The 23,258-nt window shown below is 46.3% G+C and carries 25 protein-coding genes; 4 read left to right on the top strand and 21 right to left on the bottom strand.

Going from position 1 to position 23,258, the window contains the following annotated elements:
- Window positions 1-25 precede the first annotated feature (25 nt).
- The 19 genes from QZY95_RS15705 to QZY95_RS15615 all read right to left on the bottom strand — a co-directional run bounded on the left by QZY95_RS15705 (window position 26) and on the right by QZY95_RS15615 (window position 17,036).
- The gene (locus QZY95_RS15705) at window positions 26-1,486 is read right to left on the bottom strand and encodes an FAD-dependent oxidoreductase (protein WP_290925265.1); all 1,461 of its coding nucleotides are present in this window, start codon (window positions 1,484-1,486) and stop codon (window positions 26-28) included.
- Between the two features lies 1 nt (window position 1,487).
- The gene (locus tag QZY95_RS15700; protein WP_290925263.1) at window positions 1,488-2,183 is read right to left on the bottom strand and encodes a TVP38/TMEM64 family protein; all 696 of its coding nucleotides are present in this window, start codon (window positions 2,181-2,183) and stop codon (window positions 1,488-1,490) included.
- Between the two features lie 12 nt (window positions 2,184-2,195).
- Window positions 2,196-3,173: a glucokinase gene (locus QZY95_RS15695; protein ID WP_290925261.1), complete on the bottom strand. Its 978-nt coding sequence runs from the start codon at window positions 3,171-3,173 to the stop codon at window positions 2,196-2,198.
- 191 nt (window positions 3,174-3,364) lie between these two features.
- On the bottom strand, window positions 3,365-4,099 hold the full coding sequence (gene hisA, locus QZY95_RS15690) for a 1-(5-phosphoribosyl)-5-[(5-phosphoribosylamino)methylideneamino]imidazole-4-carboxamide isomerase (protein WP_290925259.1): 735 nt from the start codon (window positions 4,097-4,099) through the stop codon (window positions 3,365-3,367).
- Window positions 4,096-4,746: a hypothetical protein gene (locus QZY95_RS15685; RefSeq protein ID WP_290925257.1), complete on the bottom strand. Its 651-nt coding sequence runs from the start codon at window positions 4,744-4,746 to the stop codon at window positions 4,096-4,098. Before QZY95_RS15685 ends, hisA begins: the two co-directional genes overlap by 4 nt.
- The gene (gene hisB, locus QZY95_RS15680; RefSeq protein WP_290925255.1) at window positions 4,746-5,336 is read right to left on the bottom strand and encodes an imidazoleglycerol-phosphate dehydratase HisB; all 591 of its coding nucleotides are present in this window, start codon (window positions 5,334-5,336) and stop codon (window positions 4,746-4,748) included. The genes QZY95_RS15685 and hisB overlap by 1 nt, the downstream gene beginning before the upstream one ends.
- Window positions 5,337-5,427: 91 nt before the next feature.
- Window positions 5,428-6,549, bottom strand: coding sequence for a twin-arginine translocase subunit TatC (gene tatC / locus QZY95_RS15675; RefSeq protein WP_290925253.1), 1,122 nt, complete (start codon window positions 6,547-6,549; stop codon window positions 5,428-5,430).
- Window positions 6,549-6,926, bottom strand: a complete 378-nt coding sequence (tatB, locus tag QZY95_RS15670) for a Sec-independent protein translocase protein TatB (RefSeq protein ID WP_290925250.1) — start codon at window positions 6,924-6,926, stop codon at window positions 6,549-6,551. The genes tatC and tatB overlap by 1 nt, the downstream gene beginning before the upstream one ends.
- A gap of 29 nt (window positions 6,927-6,955) precedes the next feature.
- Window positions 6,956-8,506: a glutamine-hydrolyzing GMP synthase gene (gene guaA, locus QZY95_RS15665; protein WP_290925248.1), complete on the bottom strand. Its 1,551-nt coding sequence runs from the start codon at window positions 8,504-8,506 to the stop codon at window positions 6,956-6,958.
- Between the two features lie 21 nt (window positions 8,507-8,527).
- Window positions 8,528-9,985 (bottom strand): IMP dehydrogenase, encoded by a 1,458-nt coding sequence (gene guaB / locus QZY95_RS15660; protein ID WP_290925246.1) that lies wholly within the window; start codon window positions 9,983-9,985, stop codon window positions 8,528-8,530.
- Window positions 9,986-10,331: 346 nt separating this feature from the next.
- The gene (locus tag QZY95_RS15655) at window positions 10,332-10,907 is read right to left on the bottom strand and encodes a hypothetical protein (protein WP_290925244.1); all 576 of its coding nucleotides are present in this window, start codon (window positions 10,905-10,907) and stop codon (window positions 10,332-10,334) included.
- Window positions 10,900-11,034: a CcmD family protein gene (locus QZY95_RS15650; protein ID WP_019999436.1), complete on the bottom strand. Its 135-nt coding sequence runs from the start codon at window positions 11,032-11,034 to the stop codon at window positions 10,900-10,902. The genes QZY95_RS15655 and QZY95_RS15650 overlap by 8 nt, the downstream gene beginning before the upstream one ends.
- A gap of 36 nt (window positions 11,035-11,070) precedes the next feature.
- A complete protein-coding gene (locus tag QZY95_RS15645) occupies window positions 11,071-11,223 on the bottom strand; it encodes a hypothetical protein (RefSeq protein ID WP_290925240.1) in 153 nt (50 codons plus the stop codon).
- Between the two features lie 35 nt (window positions 11,224-11,258).
- Window positions 11,259-11,933, bottom strand: a complete 675-nt coding sequence (gene ccsA / locus QZY95_RS15640; RefSeq protein ID WP_290925329.1) for a cytochrome c biogenesis protein CcsA — start codon at window positions 11,931-11,933, stop codon at window positions 11,259-11,261.
- A gap of 113 nt (window positions 11,934-12,046) precedes the next feature.
- The gene (locus tag QZY95_RS15635) at window positions 12,047-12,724 is read right to left on the bottom strand and encodes a heme exporter protein CcmB (RefSeq protein WP_290925238.1); all 678 of its coding nucleotides are present in this window, start codon (window positions 12,722-12,724) and stop codon (window positions 12,047-12,049) included.
- Window positions 12,718-13,365: an ABC transporter ATP-binding protein gene (locus QZY95_RS15630; protein ID WP_290925236.1), complete on the bottom strand. Its 648-nt coding sequence runs from the start codon at window positions 13,363-13,365 to the stop codon at window positions 12,718-12,720. The genes QZY95_RS15635 and QZY95_RS15630 overlap by 7 nt, the downstream gene beginning before the upstream one ends.
- On the bottom strand, window positions 13,355-15,268 hold the full coding sequence (locus QZY95_RS15625) for a cytochrome c-type biogenesis CcmF C-terminal domain-containing protein (RefSeq protein ID WP_290925235.1): 1,914 nt from the start codon (window positions 15,266-15,268) through the stop codon (window positions 13,355-13,357). The genes QZY95_RS15630 and QZY95_RS15625 overlap by 11 nt, the downstream gene beginning before the upstream one ends.
- 72 nt (window positions 15,269-15,340) lie before the next feature.
- Complete coding sequence (locus tag QZY95_RS15620; protein ID WP_290925234.1) at window positions 15,341-15,754, bottom strand: cytochrome c maturation protein CcmE; 414 nt, start codon at window positions 15,752-15,754, stop codon at window positions 15,341-15,343.
- Window positions 15,755-15,992: 238 nt separating this feature from the next.
- Complete coding sequence (locus tag QZY95_RS15615) at window positions 15,993-17,036, bottom strand: hemolysin family protein (protein ID WP_290925232.1); 1,044 nt, start codon at window positions 17,034-17,036, stop codon at window positions 15,993-15,995.
- A gap of 405 nt (window positions 17,037-17,441) precedes the next feature.
- Here QZY95_RS15615 and QZY95_RS15610 point away from each other — a divergent pair, with 405 nt between their 5' ends.
- The 4 genes from QZY95_RS15610 (at window position 17,442) to QZY95_RS15595 (ending at window position 21,764) form a co-directional block, all read left to right on the top strand.
- Complete coding sequence (locus QZY95_RS15610) at window positions 17,442-18,053, top strand: HAD family hydrolase (RefSeq protein WP_290925231.1); 612 nt, start codon at window positions 17,442-17,444, stop codon at window positions 18,051-18,053.
- On the top strand, window positions 18,054-19,085 hold the full coding sequence (locus tag QZY95_RS15605) for a glycosyltransferase family 9 protein (protein ID WP_290925229.1): 1,032 nt from the start codon (window positions 18,054-18,056) through the stop codon (window positions 19,083-19,085).
- A gap of 62 nt (window positions 19,086-19,147) precedes the next feature.
- Window positions 19,148-19,312 (top strand): hypothetical protein, encoded by a 165-nt coding sequence (locus QZY95_RS15600; protein WP_290925227.1) that lies wholly within the window; start codon window positions 19,148-19,150, stop codon window positions 19,310-19,312.
- Between the two features lie 136 nt (window positions 19,313-19,448).
- Window positions 19,449-21,764 carry a mechanosensitive ion channel family protein gene (locus tag QZY95_RS15595; protein WP_290925225.1) on the top strand — a complete coding sequence of 772 codons (2,316 nt, stop codon included), beginning with the start codon at window positions 19,449-19,451 and terminating at the stop codon, window positions 21,762-21,764.
- A 2-nt stretch (window positions 21,765-21,766) separates the two neighbouring features.
- Here the strand turns inward: QZY95_RS15595 and QZY95_RS15590 are convergent, their stop codons facing one another.
- Both QZY95_RS15590 and cbiQ read right to left on the bottom strand, forming a co-directional pair.
- Window positions 21,767-22,489, bottom strand: a complete 723-nt coding sequence (locus QZY95_RS15590; RefSeq protein WP_290925223.1) for an ABC transporter ATP-binding protein — start codon at window positions 22,487-22,489, stop codon at window positions 21,767-21,769.
- Window positions 22,489-23,256, bottom strand: coding sequence for a cobalt ECF transporter T component CbiQ (gene cbiQ, locus QZY95_RS15585; protein ID WP_290925221.1), 768 nt, complete (start codon window positions 23,254-23,256; stop codon window positions 22,489-22,491). The genes QZY95_RS15590 and cbiQ overlap by 1 nt, the downstream gene beginning before the upstream one ends.
- Between the last annotated feature and the right edge of the window lie 2 nt (window positions 23,257-23,258).

Below are 23,258 nucleotides of genomic sequence, written 5' to 3'. Positions count from 1 at the left end.
ATTAAGGTTTGAAGTTGTTGCTGGTTTAAATTTTTCCACGATATTTAAATAGGGTGCGAAGAACTTTACGAGTAAATGGCGAAAATACTTTTTCGCTTAAGATGCTGCCGGCAACTTTTTTATTGATTTCACCAACAGTCGGATATGGATGAACTGCTCCGGCCAAGGTGGAGAGCTTTACTTTTCCCCCAAGCACTGCAACCCATTCATTAATCAACTCTCCAGCATGAATTCCAGCAATTTGAACACCGATGACTCGTCCTTTATTATCCTGAAGTAATTTTAATTTGCCATCAGGTTTGTTTTCAGCAAGAGCACGGTCATTAGCAGAAAAGGTTTCGGTTCGCACCGTATACTCAATGCCTTCAGCTGCAGCACGTTTTTCATTATAGCCAATAGATGCAAGTTCAGGGTCGCTGTATGTGACCCATGGGAGTAGCGTGTAATCTGCTTTTCGGGGCATTTTGAACACAGCGTTCGCTATAACAATGCCGCCTTCATAACCTGCTGCATGGGTGAACTGGTATTTGCCAGTTATGTCGCCCACTGCGTAGATGTGAGGAACATTCGTGCGCATCTTATTATCAACGTTGATACCTTTCTTTGTGTATTCAACGCCGGCATTTTCAAGGTTGAGAGCTGCTACTGCAGGCGTTCTCCCAAGTGCAACGAGTAAAGCATCACTCGTAACTTTCTGGGCAGGGTGATCTTTTGTTCCATAAAAGACAGATAGTTTTTCGTCATCGTTTGTGATTTCTTCGATACTTGTACCCGTGATAACGTTGATTCCATCGTTGCGGAGGGAATCTTCGACAATAACTGCCATGTCGGCGTCTTCTTTTGAAAGAATATGGGCTGAGCGTTGAAGCAGTGTTACATGTGCTCCCAGCCGATGCAGTGACTGAGCCATTTCCACAGCAATAGGGCCGCCTCCAATGACGGTGAGGCTTTCAGGGAGTGACTGCTGGAAAAACACAGTTTCATTTGTAAGGTAATCTACTTGATCCAAGCCCTTAAAAGGAGGTTTTGATGGGGTAGATCCTGCGGCAATAACAATAGTTTTTCCTGAAATATGTTCAGGTGTACCACCTTCCTGCGGTGCAAGAGCAATTGTATGGGGATCGATAAAGGAGGCCGTGCCAAAGCGTACAACTGCGCCTAGTCCTTCAAAGCGTTCTGGCGAATCGTGTGGCTGAATTGTTTCAATAACAGATTTGATATGAGCAGAAATTTTTGAGAAATCAACAGGCGCAAGTTCAGGAACAGGCAGTCCATACATATCTGCGGTTGTCATTTCATGACGAACTTTTGCACATTTAATGAGTGTCTTGCTGGGAACACAACCGTAGTGAAGACAATCTCCGCCCATCTGTTTTTCTTTTTCAATCAGAAGAACTTTTACACCAAGCTGAGCAGCACCTGAGGCGATAGTTAATCCTGCTGCACCGCTGCCTATGATGATGAGATCAAAATCGTATTCTGCCATGTTATTTGCTCTCTTTTACTTTGCGTATAAATTTTAAAAGATATTTTGCAAGAAGTGGGAAAATTCCAAGAAGGGCAAAAGAAATGATATGCACAGGGTGCAAAACATCTGAAACATCGTTGATGGTTGCAAGCTGTTTGCCTGCATTGACAAAGACTGCTGTTCCGGGGAGCATTCCAAGCTGTGATACCCAAAAGTAGGTTCTGAGTGGAAGGCTTGTTATACCCATGACAAGGTTTACAGCAAAGAAAGGGAATATTGGAACAAGCCGGAGTGTAAATAGATAAAATGCGCCTTCCTTTTTAATACCGTCGTCAATTTTTTTAATTTTGCTTCCGAAGGTACTCTGAACCCAATCCTTCAAAATATACCGTGAAGCAAAGCAGGCAAGAGTAGCGCCAATAGTGGATGCAAAGGATACAGCGATGAGAGATGTCCAGAACCCGAACAATCCGCCTGCTGCCAGCGTCATAATTGCAGCGCCCGGAATAGAGAGAGCGGTGACTAGAATGTATAGGATGACAAAGCTTCCCACCACGAGAAAGCGGTTTTCGGCATACAGCATTCTGAAAGCATCCTGCTTCATCTTGATGTATTCAAGAGTCAGGTAGTCAGTGAGGTTGAAGTACCAGACCGCTGTCAGCATGAGTGCAATTGCGGTGACAATACAGAGGCGTTTTATCTGAACTGCTGTCATGAGGGTATCCTTTTATAATCGGCGAGAATTAATGGTATGTGTGAGTATGTTTGCACCATATCGGGCTGCTCCCCATAGTCCGGCTTCTTCATTCCGGTTCAGCTTAATGGGAACATTACATAGAATATCGCCGTATTTTTCACAGGTTTTAAAAGCAGTGTGAAATGCTTCATGTTCTATAATAATCGGGTTTCCAGCGGCAACTCCACCGGTAATATAGAGTCCGCCAAGGGCGAAAGTATCCAGTACAAAGTTGTGGCAGACTCGACCATAAAATCGTGCGAACCATTCAAGCACAACGGGGTGCTCGTCAAAATGCGAAACCACTTTAGGGGAAGAGGCTTTTTTCCCTGTGTGAAATTCAAAAAGGTGTTCAAGGCCGGAACCGGATAGGATAGTATCCTGAATTATTTTATTGCTTCTCGTTTTGGTGCGCAGAAATTCTGCATAGTCAATTTCTTCTTTTGTTGTGAAAGGAAAGAAACTATGCCCACCCTCGGACGGGACAGGCGTGTAGTTACCTGAAGTGTCAGGAACGAGTAACGCTTTACCAAGCCCTGTTCCGGCGCCGATCATAGCAATAGGAGATGACTTCACAGGAGTGCCGGAGATGATTTCAAGGGCATCTTCGTATGCTGGAGTAAAGGCTGCATATGCTTGAGCATGAAAGTCGTTGATGAGCAGTGCCTTTTTCCCACGCTTTTGTTCAGGAATACGTGTCACATCAATATCCCAAGGAATATTGGGCGGGTCAGACTTGAATCCGTCAACAACAGGGCCGGCAACAGCAAAAATTACTGCATCTGCATTGTCGGGTTGAAGTTCAAAATTTGAATTTGCAAGCAGTTCTAACAGATGGTCAAAGTTGTCGGCTGCACTTGTAGAGAGCCATATACTGCGATCTAGAGTTATGTGCTTTCCCTGAACTGAAAAGGCGGCAAATCTGCTGTTTGTACCGCCAATATCGGCTGTTAAAATATGTTTTTTCATATCTGCGTGGCGTTTTCCTGAATGAGTTGTTTCCTGCTGTAGTATACGCGTCTCAGCCCAAATGGACTGTTATACAATAGGGGAAGCCATCTTTACGAGTAATAACTAGCACTAATAAGCCTGTAAAGGACAAATAAAAAAGCGAACCTGCAATGCAGATTCGCTTTTCATTATGAATTGGTGAGAAGTTGCTAGCTTTGAGCAGCAATCCAGTCGGAAGCTTCTTTAAGGTCAAGTGTTCCGGTATAGATAGCTTTACCGGAAATTGCACCTTCAAGGTTCGCTTCTTTTGTCAGCGGATAGAGTGCCTTGATATCATCAAGAGTTGCGACACCGCCTGCTGCGATTACAGGTACAGAAGAAGTCTGTGCCAGTTTGGTTAACGCAGGAAGGTTAACACCTGTCTGCATACCGTCGCGGTCAATGTCTGTATAGATGATAAACGCTACACCTTGTTCTTCTAAACGAGGAAGAACGTCATAGATAGTAAGGCCGCTGTCTTCCACCCAGCCTTTTGTTTTCAGTACGCCGCCTTCAGCATCAAGAGATACCCCGATTTGACCGGGAAAGGCTTTGCAGATTGAACCGAAAAGTTCCGGTTCGGTCAGCGCAATTGTGCCGATGATAAGGCGGGAAACGCCTGCATCAAGGTACGCTTTAGCGGTTTCCAGATCACGGATGCCGCCGCCGAGCTGTACCGGCATATCTACGCTGGAGCAGATATTTTTAATAAGATCACGGTTGACTGGTTCGCCGGAAAAAGCACCATCTAAATCGATTACGTGGAGCCATTTGCCGCCTTGTTCCTGCCATTTTTTTGCCATTGCTACCGGATCAGATGAGAACACAGTCTCCTGATCGGCTTTACCCTGTTTAAGGCGAACTGCCTGTCCGCCTTTGATGTCTACAGCAGGAAAAATTATCACAGACCAAGCTCCGTTATAGCCTGACGCATTCCTTCTTCTGCAAGCTGCTCAGCGGTAATCCATTTACCTTTGCGCTTGAACCATTTTTTAATGTTAAGAAGGTTGTTTGAGAGGCTTTCTTGGGTTTCTTCAAAGTGAAAACGTGAAATCGCCGGTTCTTCAATATCAACGCTTAAAGCGTAGAAATCCATATTCACACCGGCAGACTGGAATGCGCCCATGTCGCCACCTTCGCGAGGTGTCCAGTCAATAACCTGAGGAATAATGAGAACGTCGGTTTTCATGCATATGCCAACCTGATTCCAGAACTGAAGCGCATTAAGAGGCTCATCCTTGTGCTGTGCTCGTACAATTTCGTAGCACTGACGTGCAGCTGCGCCTTTTGTGTAAACACGCTGGGTTTCTGTCATCAAAAGTTTTTCAAACTCAGCATCGAGTTGATCGAGAGTTTCAGGAGAGACTTTGTACTGGTCGGAAGGGATGTATCCGGCAAGTAAATCCCCAGTATTGGTTGGCTGGGTAAACATAGCAAGCCCCATAGTTAATGGTGGTAACTGTGGTGGCTGTGTAGATTTAGAGCATCCGGCAACCATAAACAAGCCGAGAAGGCAAAGAATAAGGCCGGTATTACGAAGAGTAGTATGCATTAATCGAGACTCCCTTTGGTGCTGAGAAGTTGATTTCGGTCACGTGAAACAGCCATACGCAGAGCTAATCCTAACCCTTTGCATGCTGATTCGAGCAGATGATGCCCATTTTTACCATAAAGGTAAGAAATATGCATGTTTATTCTTGCACCATAACTTACGGATTTAAAGAATTCGCGCCACAGATCGGACTCGTCTCCTGCAATAACAGGAGGCAGCAGGTCGTCTCCTCTGTATACAAGATATGGGCGTCCGGAGATGTCGATGTTCACTTCAGAAATGGATTCGTCCATTGGTACTTTAGCCATGCCGATACGGTTGATGCCTTTATGGTCACCAAGGGCTTCGCGAAGGGCATTACCAAAACAGATACCAATGTCCTCGAGAGTATGATGTGCATCAACGTGTAAATCTCCGTCACAATGTATATGGAGATCAAATCCGCCCCAGAATGCGATAAGGGTGAGCATATGGTCGGCAAAGCCCCAACCAGTTTTCACGTCTACATTGCTGGTTCCGTCCAGAGTAAGAGTCAAAGCAATTTTTGTTTCGCTGGTGTCTCTTGTAATGGTTGCGGTACGTTGAGTCATACGTTTTCCTCAGATTTAGTCGGTAGATGGTTAAAAGCCGGGCAAAAGCCCGGCCTGTAGTACACCTAGAGAGTGTTGGAAAGGAGTCTGATTAGGACTCAGCCACTGCTTCATCATCTTCTTCGTCGTTTTCGTCTTCTTCTGAATGACGATGTTTGCCGAAGAGAGCGGCAATGACAATTGAGATTTCATAAAGAATCATCAATGGTCCTGCCATGAGGAGCTGGGATACAACATCCGGTGGCGTAAGGATAGCGGCCAGAATAAATGAGAAGAGTATAGCAAACTTACGAGCTTTACGCATCATCGTTGCTGTTACAATTCCTAGCCTGCTTAAGAACAGAGCAAACAACGGCATTTCAAAGACTAGACCGAATGCAAAGATAAGCTTCATAGAGAAACTTAAATATTCATTCAGCTTGAGCATCGCTTGAATGTTACCTGTGTTGAAGCTCATGAAAAATTCAAATGCGAACGGGAATACAATAAAGTAGGCGAATGCGCCGCCGCCGATAAAGCAAGCAGCGGAGAAGAAGGCAATCGGAATGATGTATTTGCGTTCTTCTTCGTACAGCCCCGGTGCAATAAATGCCCAGACTTGGTAAAAAATGTACGGGCTGGAGGCAAAAAAGCCTGCAAGTGCAGCTACTTTAAGGTAGGTCACAAACGCCTCGTGTGGCGCTGTGTAGATGAAAGAACTTTGATCCGGCATAACAGCCACCATTGGCATTACCAGATAATCAAAGAGCTTTTCAGCAAAACTGTAACAGGCAAGACAGCCGATGATGATTGCAAAACTGATGCGCTTTAAGCGCAGACGCAATTCATCAAGGTGCTGCAGGAGCGTCATGGACTCCTCTTCTTCATCCTCATCGTCCTCTTCATCCTCATCGTCCTCTTCATCTTCCATTGCAGTAATGCGATCAGTCAGAGTAACGGCATCAGATGGAGCCTGTTCATTATCGGAAGAATCACCGCCGTCCGGAGCAGCTTGTGCTCCGGACGCGGTGTTATCTATATCTTCATCGTCAAGATCTTCAATGCGATCAGGACGTGGACCGTCTGAGAAATCCATCTCAGCAGAAGGATCAGAGTCGTCGCTTCCCTCTACACGTACATCTTCAGAAGACTTGATGTCTTCATTTTGTTCGTTGTTGGAAGTGGTTTCGTCTGCTTCAGAAGGCTGAGCGTCCTTTTTGTTATCAACGCTCATTATGCCTGTTCCTTCTCAGTCTTTTTCTCAGCAGCTTTCTCAGCTACTGGCTGAGCGTCTGCATTATCAGGAGCTACTGCAAGGTTTCCGGTCGAGTCCGGAGCTGAGGTTTCAGCAGCTGGTTCAGGGTCAGATTTTGCTTCCGCTTTCGAGTTTTGCTCACCAAAAATCTTTTTTTCAGCAGCTTTTTTCTCTTTTTCGTGTTCATCTAATGCTATTTCAGTGTTGATAGTACGCTGAAAATCAGTAGATACACGGCGGAATTCCGCAAGACCTTTCCCAAGTGTACGAGCCACTTTTGGCAAACTCTTAGGACCCAGCACAATAAGTGCTACAACAAGAATAACCAGTATTTCAGTAGTACCGATTCCAAACATGCAGTCACGCCCAATTAGCTAAGGTTGGCTTATTCCCACTCGATAGTGCTCGGTGGCTTGGAGGAGATGTCATATACAACGCGGTTTACGCCGGTAACTTCGTTAATGATACGGCTGGAAATTCGTTCCAGCAGTTCAGAAGGAAGGCGTGCCCAGTCAGCTGTCATAGCATCTACACTATCCACAATACGAAGGGCAATAACGTTTTCGTAGGTTCTGTCGTCGCCCATTACCCCAACAGTCTTAAGCGGCAGCAGAACAGCAAAGCCCTGCCACACTTTGCGATACCATCCGGATGCAGTCAACTCGTTCTGTACGATTTTGTCTGCTTTTCTCAAAATAGTGAGACGTTCATCGGTAATTTCACCGATAATGCGGATAGCAAGGCCCGGACCCGGGAAAGGATGACGCCAAACTACGGAGTCTGGCATGCCGAGTTCGATAGCAACTTTACGTACTTCATCTTTGAAGAGCTCACGAAGTGGCTCGATGAGTTCGAGTTCCATATCTTCAGGAAGGCCGCCAACGTTGTGATGGCTTTTAATTACAGCGGAAGGGCCTTTGTGAGAAACAGATTCGATTACGTCTGGGTAGAGTGTACCCTGAGCAAGGAATTTAACGTTTTCAATACGTGCTGCTTCTGCATCGAAAACTTCGATGAATTCGTAGCCGATGATTTTACGTTTTTTCTCAGGATCTTCAACGCCTTCAAGCTTGGAGAGGAAGCGGTCGCGAGCGTCAACTACTGTGAGGTTGAGGTCGAAGTGTTCACGGAGGTAGCTGGAAACTTCTTCAACTTCATTCTGACGCATGAGGCCGTTGTCAACAAAGATGCAGTGCAGACGATGACCGATAGCTTTGTTCAGAAGAACAGCAACAACGGTGGAGTCGATGCCGCCGGAGAGACCGCAAACAACGTTACCGTCAGGACCAACAGTTTCCTGACACTCTTTGATTACGGAATCGATAAAGCCGGACATAGTCCAGTCTGGCTTTACGCCTGCAATCTTGAAGAGGAAGTTGTTGATCATGGTGTCGCCACCTTCGGAGTGGTGTACTTCCGGATGGTACTGAAGCGCGTAGATTTTTTTCTCAACGCATGCCATTGCTGCAACTTCGAGGGTCTCAGTAGAACCGATAACTTCGAAAGAAGGCGGTACAGCTTTAACCTGATCACCGTGGGACATCCATACACGTAAGGAGTCTTCAAGGTTGAGGTCTGCAAAGAGAGGGCAGTCTTTAACCATGTTGAAGTCAGCAGGGCCGTACTCACGGGTTTCAGAGCTAGCCAGTTCGCCGCCAAGGTTGTGTGCAAGCAGCTGCATGCCGTAGCAGATACCGAGTACAGGTACGCCGAGTTCAAGCAGACCCATATCCAGAGTAGGGGCGTCGTCGTCGCCTACGCTGGAAGGACCGCCGGAAAGAATCACAGCGGAAGGGTTCATTGCTTTGACTTCTTCAGCTGTAACGATGCAAGGGTGAATTTCAGAGTATACGCCCGCTTCGCGTACGCGACGTGCGATAAGCTGAGTAAACTGAGAGCCGTAGTCAACAATAATGACTTTGCTAATTGCGTCCATAAGTTCCTCTAGAAAGATATATTAGTTCCCAATACGGTAGTTAGGAGCTTCTTTCGTAATAATAACGTCGTGAACATGAGATTCACGCAGACCTGCTGGAGAGATTTCCACCATTTTGGAAACTTCTGGCATGTCACCAATAGTTTTTGCGCCAATGTAACCCATACCGGAGCGAAGACCGCCGAGGAGCTGGTAAACAGAATCCTGAACAGGGCCTTTGTACGGTACGCGTCCAACAATACCTTCAGGAACGAGCTTTTTGCTTTTTTCCTGGAAGTAGCGGTCGGAGCTGCCGGCTTTCATTGCATCGATGGAGCCCATGCCGCGGTAGTTTTTGTAACGACGACCCTGGTAAAGAACAGTTTCACCCGGGGATTCGTCAGTACCTGCGAAAAGGGAGCCGATCATTACGGAAGATGCGCCAACGCACAGAGCTTTTACAATGTCGCCGGAGTATTTGATGCCGCCGTCAGCAATGATGTGGCGACCAAATTCTTTAGCTGCTTTACAGCATTCCTGAATAGCAGTGATCTGCGGAACACCAACACCTGCAACAATACGGGTTGTGCAGATAGAGCCAGGTCCGATACCAACTTTAACGGTGTCTGCACCAGCTTCGAAGAGAGCTTTTGCGCCGTCGTATGTTGCTACGTTACCTGCAACAATCTGTGCTTCCGGGAAGGTGTCACGGATAGATTTTACAGCTTTCAGAATATTGAGAGAGTGACCGTGTGCAGAGTCGAGAACGAGTACGTCAGCACCTGCGTCGAGCAGAGCCTGAGCACGTTCTTTACAATCAGCACCAACACCGAGTGCTGCCGCAACACGAAGACGACCGCTCGCATCTTTACATGCTTTAGGATATTTAATTTCTTTTTCAATATCCTTCATGGTGATGATGCCCTGCAAGGTGTTGTTGTTGTCAACAACGAGCAGTTTTTCAATGCGGTGCTTGTGGAGATGCTCTTTTGCCTGTTCAAGGGTTGTGCCCACAGGAACAGTCACAAGTTTGTCTTTTGTCATCATGTCAGACACGAGAGTGGTGTCAGCGTCGTCAACAAAACGAACGTCACGGTTAGTGATGATGCCGACAAGGTTGCCATCTTTAACGACAGGAAGACCGGAAATTCTGTAAGTAGACATTACTTCGAGAGCCTGAGTGATGGTGAGATCCGGCTCTACAGTTACAGGGTCGAGAATCATTCCGGATTCTGACTTCTTAACTTTTTCTACTTCGTGGCACTGCTGTTCAAGCGGCATGTTTTTATGAACAACACCGATGCCACCGTGACGTGCCATAGCGATGGCCATCTCTGATTCGGTGACAGTATCCATTGCAGCAGACATAAGTGGAATGTTCAGTGCGATGGAGCTTGTGAGCTGGGTGGAAAGGTCCACCTGATCCGGCGTGGCTTCTGAATAACCAGGAAGAAGCAACACGTCGTCAAAAGTCAGTGCTTTGCCTAAGATTACGCTCATGGTGTGGGTCTCCAAATAAGTTTTGGGTAGCTATTAAAAAAGGCCACAGTAGCGTAAATTCACGCATTTAACCGGCCTGATGTTCAGTACTTTCTTCCCTAACGTGGTTAGGCGGATAGTACTTTAGGTAATCCCGTTAGCGTATGCGTCCTTTGAGTCCATGTCAACGGTTGTTTATATTTTTTAGTCAACGTGAAACCGATTTCGCGGGACTATATCACAACAACTTGAAAATATATTCTGATACAGCATGAGACAGATACGCAACGTGCACGGCACGTAACGGCTATAAAAAAAGCGCATTGCAAGTGCAATGCGCTTTGGGCTTTACAGTAATTGTTTCATTTTATTTGTCATTGAGTTCTTTCTGCGCTGCGGCTTTAAGAGCGTTGCTGGCAGAGGAGTTCACTATTTTTTCAAACTGCTCTTTGGCCTCTGCCGGTTTGTCTAAGTAATACTTGAGCAGCACACCCAGATTATAGCGCGCAGAAGGATCTTCTGCAATAGTCAGTGACGTCTCAAATGCGCCGGCTGCTTTTTTGAAGCTTTCAAGTTTAAAGTTCGCCATGCCGAGCATGTAGAACAGGTGCGCATTATTTGGCTGTGCCGCAATACCGCGCTGGATAAACTTACGTGCCTGACTGAACTCGTTATCTTCCATAAAGTGCTGAGCAATTTCTTCAATCAGCTTCACATTGTTCGGATCTTTTTGGAGTTTACCCATAAGACCTGCAATGTGTGCAGAATTATCAGATGTTGTTTCAGCAGGAGCAGCGCTGCGAGTTTGCACAAATTTAGTCAGACTCGGGTGCTTTGTACGGTACACACTTGACGTGATAAGCATTGCAGCAAACCCCACAAGGATAGCTGCAATGAATATTTTTGCAGCTGATGAAGGCTGCTTCATTGGAGCATTAGTCATTCAGCAACTCCATTTGGCGAACACGTTTGCTCAGCTCACAGTGTTTGCGAGCAATAAAGAAGAGGTAGCCAGCAATGCCAACCCATACTGCAACGTTAGCCATGAGGAGCCAGTTGGAGCTTTCCATGATGAATCTCCTTGAGTGCCTAGTGAATTCAGGCAGTTATATTTCGTTATGATGTGTTAATTGTTCAATGCTGTCGGACATTTCTACTTTAAGGGAACGCATCCCGATAAGTGCTGCGCAGATAAGGCCGAAGCAGATGGTACAAATAACAACTGCCATGTTCGTCATGATGAAGAAAATGTTTTCCATGATGAAGACCTTTGAAGCGCTTCAGTGTCAGACGGTTATATTTCGTCGTGTGTTGTCAGGTTGTCAATTCGATCTGAAAGCGCCATCTGTGAGGAACGGATTCCCACAAGAGCTGTCCAGATAAGACCGAAGCAGATAACGCAGACAATTGCAGTCAGTTTCATTTCCGGTTCCAGTCCACCAGTTTTGCTGTTGAAAACAGCAGGGTGAATCGAACGCCACAGGCGTGCGGAAAGGAAAACAAGCGGTACGTCGATGAAGGCTGCAATGCCCACCACAGCGCTGACAACTGCTTTACGTTCTGTTGAGAGAGACATTGAGCGCAGGATTAAGTATCCGGCGTATACGAACCACATAACAAGCGTAGTCGTGAGACGGGGGTCCCATGTCCACCAAACGCCCCAGCTGTGGCGTCCCCATATCATTCCTGTGACCAATGCCAATCCACTGAAAAGAACCCCAACTTCGGCAGATGCTGCTGCAACGTTGTCCCAGAAGCGTTTGCGGGTTTTCAGATACAGGATGGAGGCAATAAAGACACAGAAGAAACTGAAGAGAGACCACCATGCAAGAGGCAGGTGGGTGTAAAACACTTTCTGCACAATGCCCATCACCTGTTCAACAGGAGCATACTGGTAGATGAGGTACTGGCATAAAGCCATTGCCGGTGCAGCCAAAAGTGCTACAGGTGCTATCCATTTAGTTCGCATCATATCCTCTGTAACTTTTATCTGTATAACATGCCGGTTTCATGTATCAAAACCTCATGTTACTGACAATTCATTCCTATTAGTATGTGCACAGCATGTACTACTGTACTGGCTTATTCTTCACCACTGTAGATATAGCCGAAGAGCAGCAGCCCCGCGGCACCGAACAGTGCGTCAAATGCACAGGCAATGCCGAGCCAGTCTCCGAACCCTTCCGGAATAATGCCGGAAAAAGCAGCGGAACCGACACGTACGCCGGCAAGAAGAATAGGAATGAGCAACGGGAACAGGATAATAGAAAGAAGTGACTCTTTCGCAGCCTGTCCCTGTGAAAGCGCACCAAGCAGTGCTCCGAGCAAAATAAGCCCAAGGTCGATGGCAATGAGCATTGCCAGTCCGATATGCCATAATTCAGACACTGACTGACCGAGGAACACTATGGTTGCCGGTAAAAAGACCGCTTGCGCGCATAACAGAAGAACAAACCCGCCCAATGCTTTGCCAATCCAAACCGCCTGCACAGGGGCAGGAGAGAGGAGAAGACCGAAGCGGGCACCGTTTTGTTCTTCCAGACTGAATAACGTATTAAATACGAGTACCTGACAAAATACTGATGCCAGCCAGAAGATGGCAGCAGCAGCCTGAGCACTCATTTTTTCGCCTATCTGCTGAGATAAACTGAACACAAAGATAAGCAGTAAGCCAAGTAGAAGCGCTTGAATAAGACCGGTACCTCGTGCAAGCACAAGTTTAAGGTCTTTTGCAGCAATGGATACAGCAGCTTTTAGCATACTGCCTCCGGTGTATATCCTTGCGCATCTCCAAAGTATTCCACCTTCTTGTCACGGATGGCGAGTACCTTATCCGCGCGTACAAGGTCGGAAGCCACGGAATGGCTGATCCATACCAGCCCTGCACCACGGTCTTTTGCCGCAGCAATTTCGGTGTGCAGGATGCCCATAGAGCGGACATCAAGTCCCGTACCCGGCTCATCAAGCAGGATAAGGGATGGCTGAAGTAAAAACACACGAGCCAGATTCAGCCGTTGCGCCATTCCTCGAGAGAAACAGCCTGCACGTTCAAAAGCAAAGCGTTTCAGCTCTACACGATCAAGCGCAGCAAGCAACGTGGCTTCATCATTGTTCTGCCCGTGAAGGGAAGACCAGAAGGATAAGTTTTCAAGAGCTGACAAATCAGGGTAAATGAAGGTTTGGTGGCCTACATATCCGATATTGTCGTTTTCTACTGTTAGCTCAACCTTTCCGGCTGTAGGCTCGGAAAGACCTGCCATAATCTTGAGCAAGGTAGATTTACCCGCACCGTTAGGACCGGCAAGCAGTGTGACTGTGCCCGGCTCAACAGTGCAGGAAACATCCTTGATGATCAGACGGTTGCCGTAGAATTTAGCAACCTTGTCCAGTTTAAGCAGCATCCGTTTCCTTTTTAGATTTACGGAATCTTGTGAACCCGATGAACGGGAAGAGACACATGAGTGTACCGCCAATCCAGAACCAGTTAACCATAGGTTCAATACTCAAAGTTACAGTAATGTTACCTTTGGTATCTGCTCCAAGGAGTGAGGAATAAAGCTCTTCTCCAAGGGAAGGGATAATGGATACTTCTGCAAATGTTCTGTTGTTACCGAATTTTTTGTAGATGCGACGCTGTGGCTCAAGGGTGCCGAGGTGCTTGCCGTCTTCGAAAACGTCAATTTCAGCCTGAAGGAAGATATACTCCGTTGCTTCCCCTTCGTACAACTCGTTATATTTAAAGGTGTACCCTTCAAGAGTTGCTTCACCACCGCGAGGCAGTTGCGTCTGGATTTCTTTTTTGTACGGGCCGGAGAACGCAATACCGATAACGATAAGCGCTACACCGATGTGTACACCGTATGCACCGATTGCACGGTTGCTTTTGCGAACAGAAGAGTCTGTTGTAAACATCAGAACAATTCCGGCAATACAGGCAGCAGCAGAACCGACAGCAAGAATGGAAACAGGGATCTGGTAACCGGCAAGGTACATGCCTACGCCAGTTGCGATAAATACGCCTGTTACGGTGCCGAGCATTATGCCGCTCTTAACCCCGCCGTTCCATTTAATCCAAGGACAAATCATCATAAGTACGGAGATGATTGCTGCCAGTGGCATACAGACTTTGTTGTAGAAGTCCTGTTCAAGACCTTGCGGATTGTTTGTAAAGAACTTGGAGAATACCGGCCACATTGTTGCAATGAGGATGATAACGCCGAGTGCAATAAGGAACCATGCAGCAACTAAAAGCATACCTTCACGGCTGAAGAGTTCAGCCATTGGTTTTGCTTTCGGGTTTTTGCTGGTTGCCGCTGCAAAAAGAGATAGTACGGTAAAAAAGATAATAAAGATGAGCAGCGGAGTACCAACACCGCCGTCACCGAATGCGTGTAAGGATTCAACAACACCGCTACGTACAAGGTAGGTTGCAAACACAGCAGAAATAGTTGTGAGCGCAACAAGGAAGGTGTTGGTTCTGTGCAGTTTTCCCCTGCGGGATTCAATAACGGAGGTATGCAGGAATGCAGTGCCTACGAGCCAAGGGATAAGGGATGCGTTTTCAACAGGGTCCCATGCCCAGTAGCCGCCCCAGCCCAGTTCCATGTATGACCACCAGCAACCGAGAATAATACCTGCGGTAAGAGCGAGCCAAGCAAACAGAATCATATTGCGGGAAGCGTCTGTCCAGCTGCCTTCTTCATGCTGACTTCTGTTAAGAGCCTGTGCAAGAGCAAGACAGCTAGGAATGGTAAAGCCACCGTAGCCAAGGAAAAGAAGCGGCGGGTGGAAGATCATTCCTGGGTTCTGCAACAGCGGGTTCAAACCGTTACCGTCAGCCGGAACCGGACTGATAAGTGCAAACGGGTTGGACCATGAAGTCAGCAGGAATAAGAAGAAACCGATAAACGTAAGGAACAGCATCCAGAACCACATTTTTGTGCCGTCTGACAGTGCTCGATACGCATTTGTGTACAGGAAAATGATGCCGCATAACGCAACAGACCAAGCCCAGAAAAGTAAGGAACCTGCCTGTCCTGCCCAGAAGGCAGTTACGCGGTAGAAAAGTGGAAGGTCAAGACTGGTGTAACTTGATACGTAGTAGTTGGAAAAATCAAAGTTAACCAGCGCCCAGAGAAGAATGAACGAACTTACAGTGATGAGTGTCGTAATCATCATCTGTGCTTTTTCGATCCAATGCAGCAGGGTAGAGCGTCCCTGCCAAATCTGCAACGCAGCGGCAGAGCCGAAGCCAACGGCAAACAGCAAAGACGCCACCAGCAGCAAAAATGCTAAGAGATGCATAATGCTCCTTCAGCCGATAAACGGCGACGTGGGGGAAGTAGTACAGGTGGAATAAAACCGATGTGCAGCCGATTATTCCCTGTTTTTCTTTTCGTACTTCGATGGACATTTAGTCATAAGCGTACGAGCCTGAAACGCTTTTGAGGCGTTATCAATGTTGCCTTCAACAATGACTTCCGCACCGGCTTTGAATGTATCCGGTACAGCACCATTGTATACAACAGGCAAAACAAGTTTCTTGTCATTAGCATCTTCAAGAATGAAGGTGACGCCTAGACCCTCCTCATGTCGCTCAATTTTACCCGCCTTAACAGTACCGAAAAGACGTGCAGAACCAAGCTGGTCCGGTGTCATAGCCAAAGCCTCAGAAACTTCCAGGAAGTATACGCTGTTTTGTGAAAAACCGGAGAAAAGCAGATACCCGATGCCTCCCATAAATAGAAGCAGGGCAGCAATATATACGCTTTTGCCGTTTTTCTTTGCCATAGTGTCTCCTGACAGTGTCGAGTTTATGGACAGAAATGTCCTGTGCTATCTGAGCCTTTCTCCCCCGGTTCAGATGCCTTTTTCGAATAATTGGTTTGGTGCTTCATTGCAACAAATAGTTTTTGGGTAAGGTAACGCCATATACTGGTTTTCTCGTTATTCCATAGCAATACGGTCGAGAATAGAGAATATGCCTTAACAGGTTATAATCTGTATATAAAATTGATATACATTACTATTAGCGTTTAATCAATTTTCTCTTACCCAGCTGTTTTCTTTTCTTTCTTGCCAGATCCTGCATATCATCTACACGATCTGTTTCATCGACAATCTCTTTACCCAGAATTTCTTCAAGTACGTCTTCAAGTGAAACAACACCGCTAACTCCTCCATATTCATCAATTGCGACAAAGAGGTGATCTCGGCGTTCAAGGAAGTTTCTGAGCACTTTATCAAGCGTAACGGAGTCGAGAACAAAGTGTACAGGGCGCATTAGTTCAGAAAGTTTTGTTTCTGTGCGTCCAGATGCCAGCTCTTCATAAATGTACCGGCGCATAACAATGCCTACAATATCTTCATTATCTTCAGCATATACCGGAATGCGGCTGTAATTTTTCATATCTAACAGCTGCTTTGCTTCTTTTACTGTGATATCAACAGGTAGAGCGAAAGTAACTGTTCTCGGTGTCATAACTTCGCTGACATGCTTGTGATCGAGTGAAAGAATGTTCTGAATAGAAACTTCTTCACTGGATTCAATTTCACCGGCACGGCGTGACAAGCTTACAATTGCACGGATGTCATCTTCAGTAGCGTTTGGTCCTTTTTCTGAAGGAGTAAGCTTGCGGGTCATCCATGAACAAACATAAATTACCGGCGTGAGTGTAAATACAAGAAAATTCAGTGGCTTTGCAATTATTCCGCTTAATTGTCTTGCATAGGAAACACCGATGGTTTTCGGCATGATTTCAGAAAACAGGAGAATAGCGATCGTAAAACAGATGGCAAAGTACGGCATGTACTCTGCTCCGTAGACTTTGGTGAACGCGGCACCTGCGAGTGTTGCACCAGCGGTGTTTGCCACGGTGTTCAGAGTAAGGATCGCAGTAATAGGGCGTTCCACATCGCTGCGGAGTTTAAAAAGTAAGTTGCCTGCTTTTGAGCCTGTGCTGCGGAGTTTTTCAATATGGCTCCACGGTACAGAGTATAGGATAGCTTCGGTAATAGAGCATGTTGCTGAAACAACGATCGAAAATGTAACAGCCGTTATTAACTCAAACATGTAGTTCCTTCAGATAATTAATCATCATAGTATTGGTGCGGGCAGACCGGTAGGTGGTGCCGCATTATTGTTGTATATCACTTTGTAAGAGTGCCTACCGTGTTGGTTTGCCTCCGGTACGGGGGCTGACCATCTGAGCGCAGGGATATGAGTATCCGATCTGCGCTTTTTGTTGTCCGCGATTCATTGATTATTATTAACTTACTAACGATATAGCAATATCTTACCGGTGCAAAAAAAATTACAGTTTCATACAAAAAAGCAGAACATAATAGAATCTATCACTCTTTTATCTTTCACGATGTGACCTGCGCCGCATTTTCTTGCAAAAAACGCCATGCCGTGCGAAAGAGTCGCGAACGCTTCTCCACTATAACTGATAACAGAAACTCAGGGAAAAAAGAAATGGTGCAGATTAAAAATATACTGCTCGATCGTGACGGTACTGTGATTGTAGACAAACATTACTTGTGTGACCCGCAGGGCGTAGAGCTTGTTCCGGAAGGCGGCAGAGCTCTTGCTGCTCTTCAGCAGGCTGACATGCGAATGTATGTTGTCACCAATCAGTCAGGTATCGGGCGCGGTTACTTTACAGAAGATGATCTGCATGCATGTACAGTGCGTCTTGATGAGCTGGCAGAGCTGTTCGGCGCAATGATTGAAGATACGGTTTTCTGTCCTCATGCCCCTGAAGAAGAGTGTGACTGCCGCAAGCCGCTTACAGGAATGTGGAGTCAGCTTAAAGATATGTATGGCTTATTGCCTGAAGAATCCGTTATGATCGGTGACAAGCAGGCAGATATTGATTTCGGAAAAAATGCCGGTCTCGCCGCGTCAATTCTGGTGTTAACCGGTAAAGGCGAAAAAGAACGTCTGAAATTAGAACTTCCTGAGATTGATGAAAGCACAGGCTATGTTACAGTGACGCAAGAAAACGGCTGGCAGCTTGCCGTAGCAAAAGATTTGTCCGCGGCAGCCCGTTGGATTTTGGAAGAGTTGACACAAGGGGAAAATTAAATGGGCAGAATTGGTATATGGAATACCGCTTTTCTTGGGGATGCTGTTCTGACGTTGCCCCTTATTCGGACTGTGAAGGCAGCATTTCCAGATTCTCCGATAGACTTTTATGTTCGTAAGGGCGTTGAGTCTCTTTTTACGGCTCAACCCGAATTGGACAATGTATACGCCTACGACAAGCGCGGCGCGCAGAAATCAATGTTATCTGCCATGTCGTATGGACGTAACCTCGCAAGAAAAGAATATTCCCTCTGGATTTCTGCTCATACCAGCCTGCGCAGTGGAGTAATCGCGCGTTGGACTTCTGCCCGTACGCGTATCGGTTACAATAAACCTGCATTTAATAACTGGCTTTATACAAACACCGTAGATAGAAAATTTTCTGAATTAGAAGAAATTGAACGGTTGATGCAGCTGGTAGCGCCGCTTTCAATTACGGATATACATGACTGGCCTGAGATGGTGCTGCCGCAACATGCATATGATGATGCGGATACATTTTGGGCAAAGCATGTTGATTCTCCGGTTCTTGGAGTGCATCCGGGGTCGGTGTGGGCAACCAAACGTTGGCCTGCTGAGTATTATGCAAAGGTTGTAGCAAAGGCTGTTGATGCCGGAGCGCAGGTAATGGTCTTTGCAGGGCCGGGTGAAGAACCCATGGCACAGGATGTTATTGAGAAGAGCGGTAAGAAAGAGTCCGGCAGGCTTCTGGACTGTTCCGGTGCATTGTCACTTGTGCAGCTGGCTGCGTATCTTAATAAGGTTAACTGTTATGTAACAAATGACTCCGGCCCTATGCATATTGCGTGGGCGCAGCGGACTCCTGTAACAGCTATTTTTGGACCGACAGTTCGCGAGCTGGGCTTTTTCCCGCGCGGGGAAGCATCAACGGTGTTGGAGGCAGATGTTGACTGTCGTCCTTGTGGTCTTCATGGTCCTAAAACATGTCCTCAAGGACATTTTGATTGCATGCACTCTATCACGCCTGAAATGGTATGGGACGATGCTAAGCCGAAGTTGTTTGGCAAATAAATATATACATCCTGAACGGGGCTTGAATATGCTAGACTACTCTCAATTCTAAGGAGGGTTTTATGGCTGTTTGTAGCGAAATGAAAAAAGGTGATGTGTATTACTGTCCTTCATGCCAGTTAGAAATCAAAGTAGAAAAGTGTTGCGGTTGTAAGACTGACGGTGATGTTGAACATAGATGTTCTGTCCCGTTGCAGTGTTGCGGTAAGCCGTTAAAAAAGAAATAGGTAACATGGGATTCATCCCAATGTAACTATTGAGCGATATATTGAGTAGAGCCGAAAGGTTCTACTCTTTTTTTATGTCATAGAAATAAAAGGTAAAAAAAGAGTATGCTTACAGGATAATGATAGGAGAGTGCCCGTGAGTATACGTAATCAAATTTTCTTTGCAGTGGTGCTGATTCTTCTTGGTTGCCTGCTTGTTAATGTGAGCAGGGCTGCCGAACCTGTTCCTGAGATTCCAGCAGGAGCCAGTGCCGCACAAGTTGACGCTATCTTGGCGGGAATGAGTGATGAGCAAGTGCGTGCATTGCTCTTGGAAGAGTTGCGCAAAGAAGCAGCAGCACCTTCTGCCGCCAGTACTGATAAGAATATTGCAGAGACATTTAATACCTTGCTTACACGGATGCACGACAGGTTTGAATATCTGTTTGGAGACGCAGCACAAACGGCACAGGATATACCTGATGTTGTGTTCAAAGCAGTGAGTGGTAGCGGAAAGGTACCCTTGTATGACTTGGCGGCAGGTATCCTTTTCCTTTCTCTTGTTTGGATTGTTGTCCGCATTCTATATCGTAAGAAAACGCAAAATTTGCGGAAAATTATTGAAACGACTCCCAAGGAATGGGGCTTTTTCCGCAAAGTGACCCGTCTTTGTCTACGTGCTGTTATTGATGTGTTGGGAATTGTGCTTTCGACTGTTGTCATTCTTTGTGTGTATTTGATTTTTTATGAGCAGAACAGCGTCGCAAAGCCGATAATTATTTCGTGGTTTATCACAGTATTGATTGTAGATATCGTTGGATTAGTCGCAAGGTTTGTACTGGTGCCCAAGGCAGAAGGGTTACGGTATCTTCCTTTGTCTAACGAAACAGCTATGACCGTGTACCAGTGGGTGCTATGGGTCAGTAGACTTGGCGCTCTCGGCTTGTTGATTTCATTTTTGATTTTGCTTCAGGGTGAGTCAGAGCGCTGGTATATCCTTTCACTGGCGATCACCGGCTTTATTGTTGTGTGCGGCATTTCGCTTCTTGTTATCTGGGAAGCCCGCAATGGAACAAAGGCGCTTAGAGAAAATGCTCAGCCGGGAACCATGCGCTATCAGATTGCCGGAATCTGGCATGTGATGTTGGTAACAGCATTGTTTCTCGGTTGGGTTCTTTGGCTGTTAATTTTGATGGTTCGCGGTTCAAATGCAATAATCCCTGCGGTTGCAACGCTATTGAGTGTCCCTGTGTTCTGTATTGCGAACTGGCTTGCTCAGCAGCTTGTTGATTGCATGGGGGGCATTGCCCTGAAATCTAAAGAAGCGGCTCAGGATGGAGCGGGTGCACAAAGCACGGAAGAGGGAGAGGCTGATTCTGCAAAAGAAGAAGCAGAAGAGCAGACAGCACAAGAAGAGGATAGGACTTACGTTACTACCGCTACACGGTTCAGCAATATTTTGAGAGTAAGTTTCCGAGTCGGCATATTCGTTATGATCTTAATGGGATTACTGTATGTATGGGGTGTGCCTGTCCGCATTGGGTTGGAAACGGCTCGTTCCTTTATCGGAATTCTTTTTACAGTTGTTGTAGCGTATATTGTATGGGCGTTAATTAGCGTCGCGATAGAGCGTAAAATAAGTGGACATGGTGAAGTGACGCAGGACACAGGTGGAGACGGAGGCGGTGCCGGTGGCGACCGCTTTGCAACGCTGCTTCAGCTTGCCCGTAAGTTTCTCTTCGGATTTCTTGTGATAGTCGTATCGTTAATTATTCTCTCTTCACTCGGCATCGATATTACTCCGCTTCTTGCCGGTGCCAGCGTGTTTGGTCTTGCCATCGGTTTCGGCGCACAGACTCTCGTGAAAGATATTATCTCAGGTATATTTTTCCTGATGGACGATGCGTTCAGGGTGAATGATTACATTCAGATTGGTAATTCCATGGGCACAGTTGAAGAGATTTCCATCAGAGCACTTAAGTTGCGTCATCATAGAGGTTCATTGTTTACAATTCCATTCGGTACCATTGGTTTTGTAACGAATATGTCCCGTGGTTTTGCAATTATGAAACTGGAATATCTTGTGCCGTTTGATACTGATGTGAACAAGATTAAAAAGATTATGAAACGCATTAACAAAGAAGTGCGTGAAGATCCTGAACTTGATGCTCTCTTGCTGGATGATATTAAGTCACAGGGCGTTAAAGCTATTGAACAATATGGCTTACGTATGCGTGTGAAGTTTATGACCAAACCGGGAGGGCAGTGGAGTATCCGTAAAGCCGTATACACGAAGATGCGTAAAATATTTAAAGAGGAAGGCATTGAATTTGCCCGCCCTACTGTTGCAGTGCATGTTCCTGAAAATGAACAGCTTACACCGGAACAGCAGAAAGAGCTTTCTGCTGTTGCACAAAATATGGCAGATGAGGACGCAGCAGCACAGGCAGCGGCTAAAGGGACAAAAGCATAGCTTTATTCATGCTTATGCGCGACGTTTCCACCCTGATGGGTGTGCACGTGTGTATGCGGGATACACTCCGCTGGCTTGGTCACGCCGTTTTCAACATTGAGAAACGTTGTGCAGGTTTTGTCGAGGAAATCCCAATCGTGGGATATGATGCAAAGTGCGAGGTCGAGATTTTTCAAGATACCGATCAGACGATCTCTGGTGTCAGGATCAAGGTCGTTTGTCGGCTCATCAAGGAGCAAGGCTTTTGGTTGCATTGCCAGTACTGAAGCCAAAGCGACCATCTTTTTTTCACCACCGGAAAGCTTGTGTGTGATGCGTTGTTCGAATCCATGGAGACCAACAAGAGTAAGTTTTTCTGTTGCAATGCGCAGTGCTTCTTCTGGTTTTTTCCCTAAATTCAAAGGGCCAAACGCGACATCATCAATCACTGTTGGTGAAAACAGCTGATCATCGGAACGTTGAAATAAGTAGCCGATTTCTGAACGTAGTGTGCGAAAGTCTTTTTCAGCGCTCAGAGCCTCTCCCGCGTACGTAACTGTTCCTTTATTGGGAAAAAGAATCCCCATTGCGGTTAGGAACAACGTGGTTTTTCCGCTACCGTTATGACCGAGAACCCCTAATCTTGAATCAGGAAACAGCTCCAGAGAAGCGCCGGTAAGTGCAGGTGAAGTAGTGCCTGCATAGGTATAGTGGATGTCAGTGAGGGAAAGTAAAGGGGTCGTCATTACAGAAGCTCCATAATCTGGAAATAGTCCGCAGCAAGTAGTGCAGCACCAAGCAGACCGATACAGCTTGCGAATATTGTATCAGCAAGGCGGCATTGCTGCTGATGCAATGTGTGAAAGGTTCCGTTGAACCCTCTCAGCTTCATGGCATTTGAAACTCGTTCTGCTCGGTCATGGCTTTTTACCAGCACCATTGCGATGAGGTTTGCATAGGTTTTGTACGTGTGGCTGTTTGTTCCTGCAACAAAACCGCGCAGAGCTGCTGCGGTGGCAAGTCGCTTATATTCTTCCTGAATTACATGAATGTATCGCCATGTAAAAAGAAAAAGAAGGCTGAGCTTTTTTGGAACATGAAGTCGTTCAAAACCTGCCCCGATGTCAGTTACATTTGACGTGGCAAGAAGTGCAATAAACGCAGAAATAATCGCATTTGATTTAAGTGTGATGAGTAACGTCAGGTCTACACCTTCTTGAGTGACTGTAAAGCCGCCCAAAGAGTAAATAGGTGTTCCAGAGGTGGAAATAGGGAGTGTCAGCCATAAAAAAGCGATGAATGCGTTAATGAATAAAAGGCGTTTACAAAGCTTTTTAAACGGTAATCGGGCGAGAGCTAGTAGTACTGCACTGACTCCAAGCGCAAGCGATGCTGTTTCTAAAGAAGAAAGCAGAGCAGTGCATATTGAGAAAAGGGTTACGGCTGCCAGTTTAGCAGCAGCATCCATTGTGTGAAGGGGACTTGTTCCTTCAGCAAAGGTTTCAAAAGACATGG

The organism is Halodesulfovibrio sp. (assembly GCF_015482765.1).
GTDB lineage: Bacteria > Desulfobacterota > Desulfovibrionia > Desulfovibrionales > Desulfovibrionaceae > Halodesulfovibrio.
The sequence above is the reverse complement of the archived record's forward strand: the minus strand, read 5'-3'. Positions and strand labels throughout refer to the sequence as shown.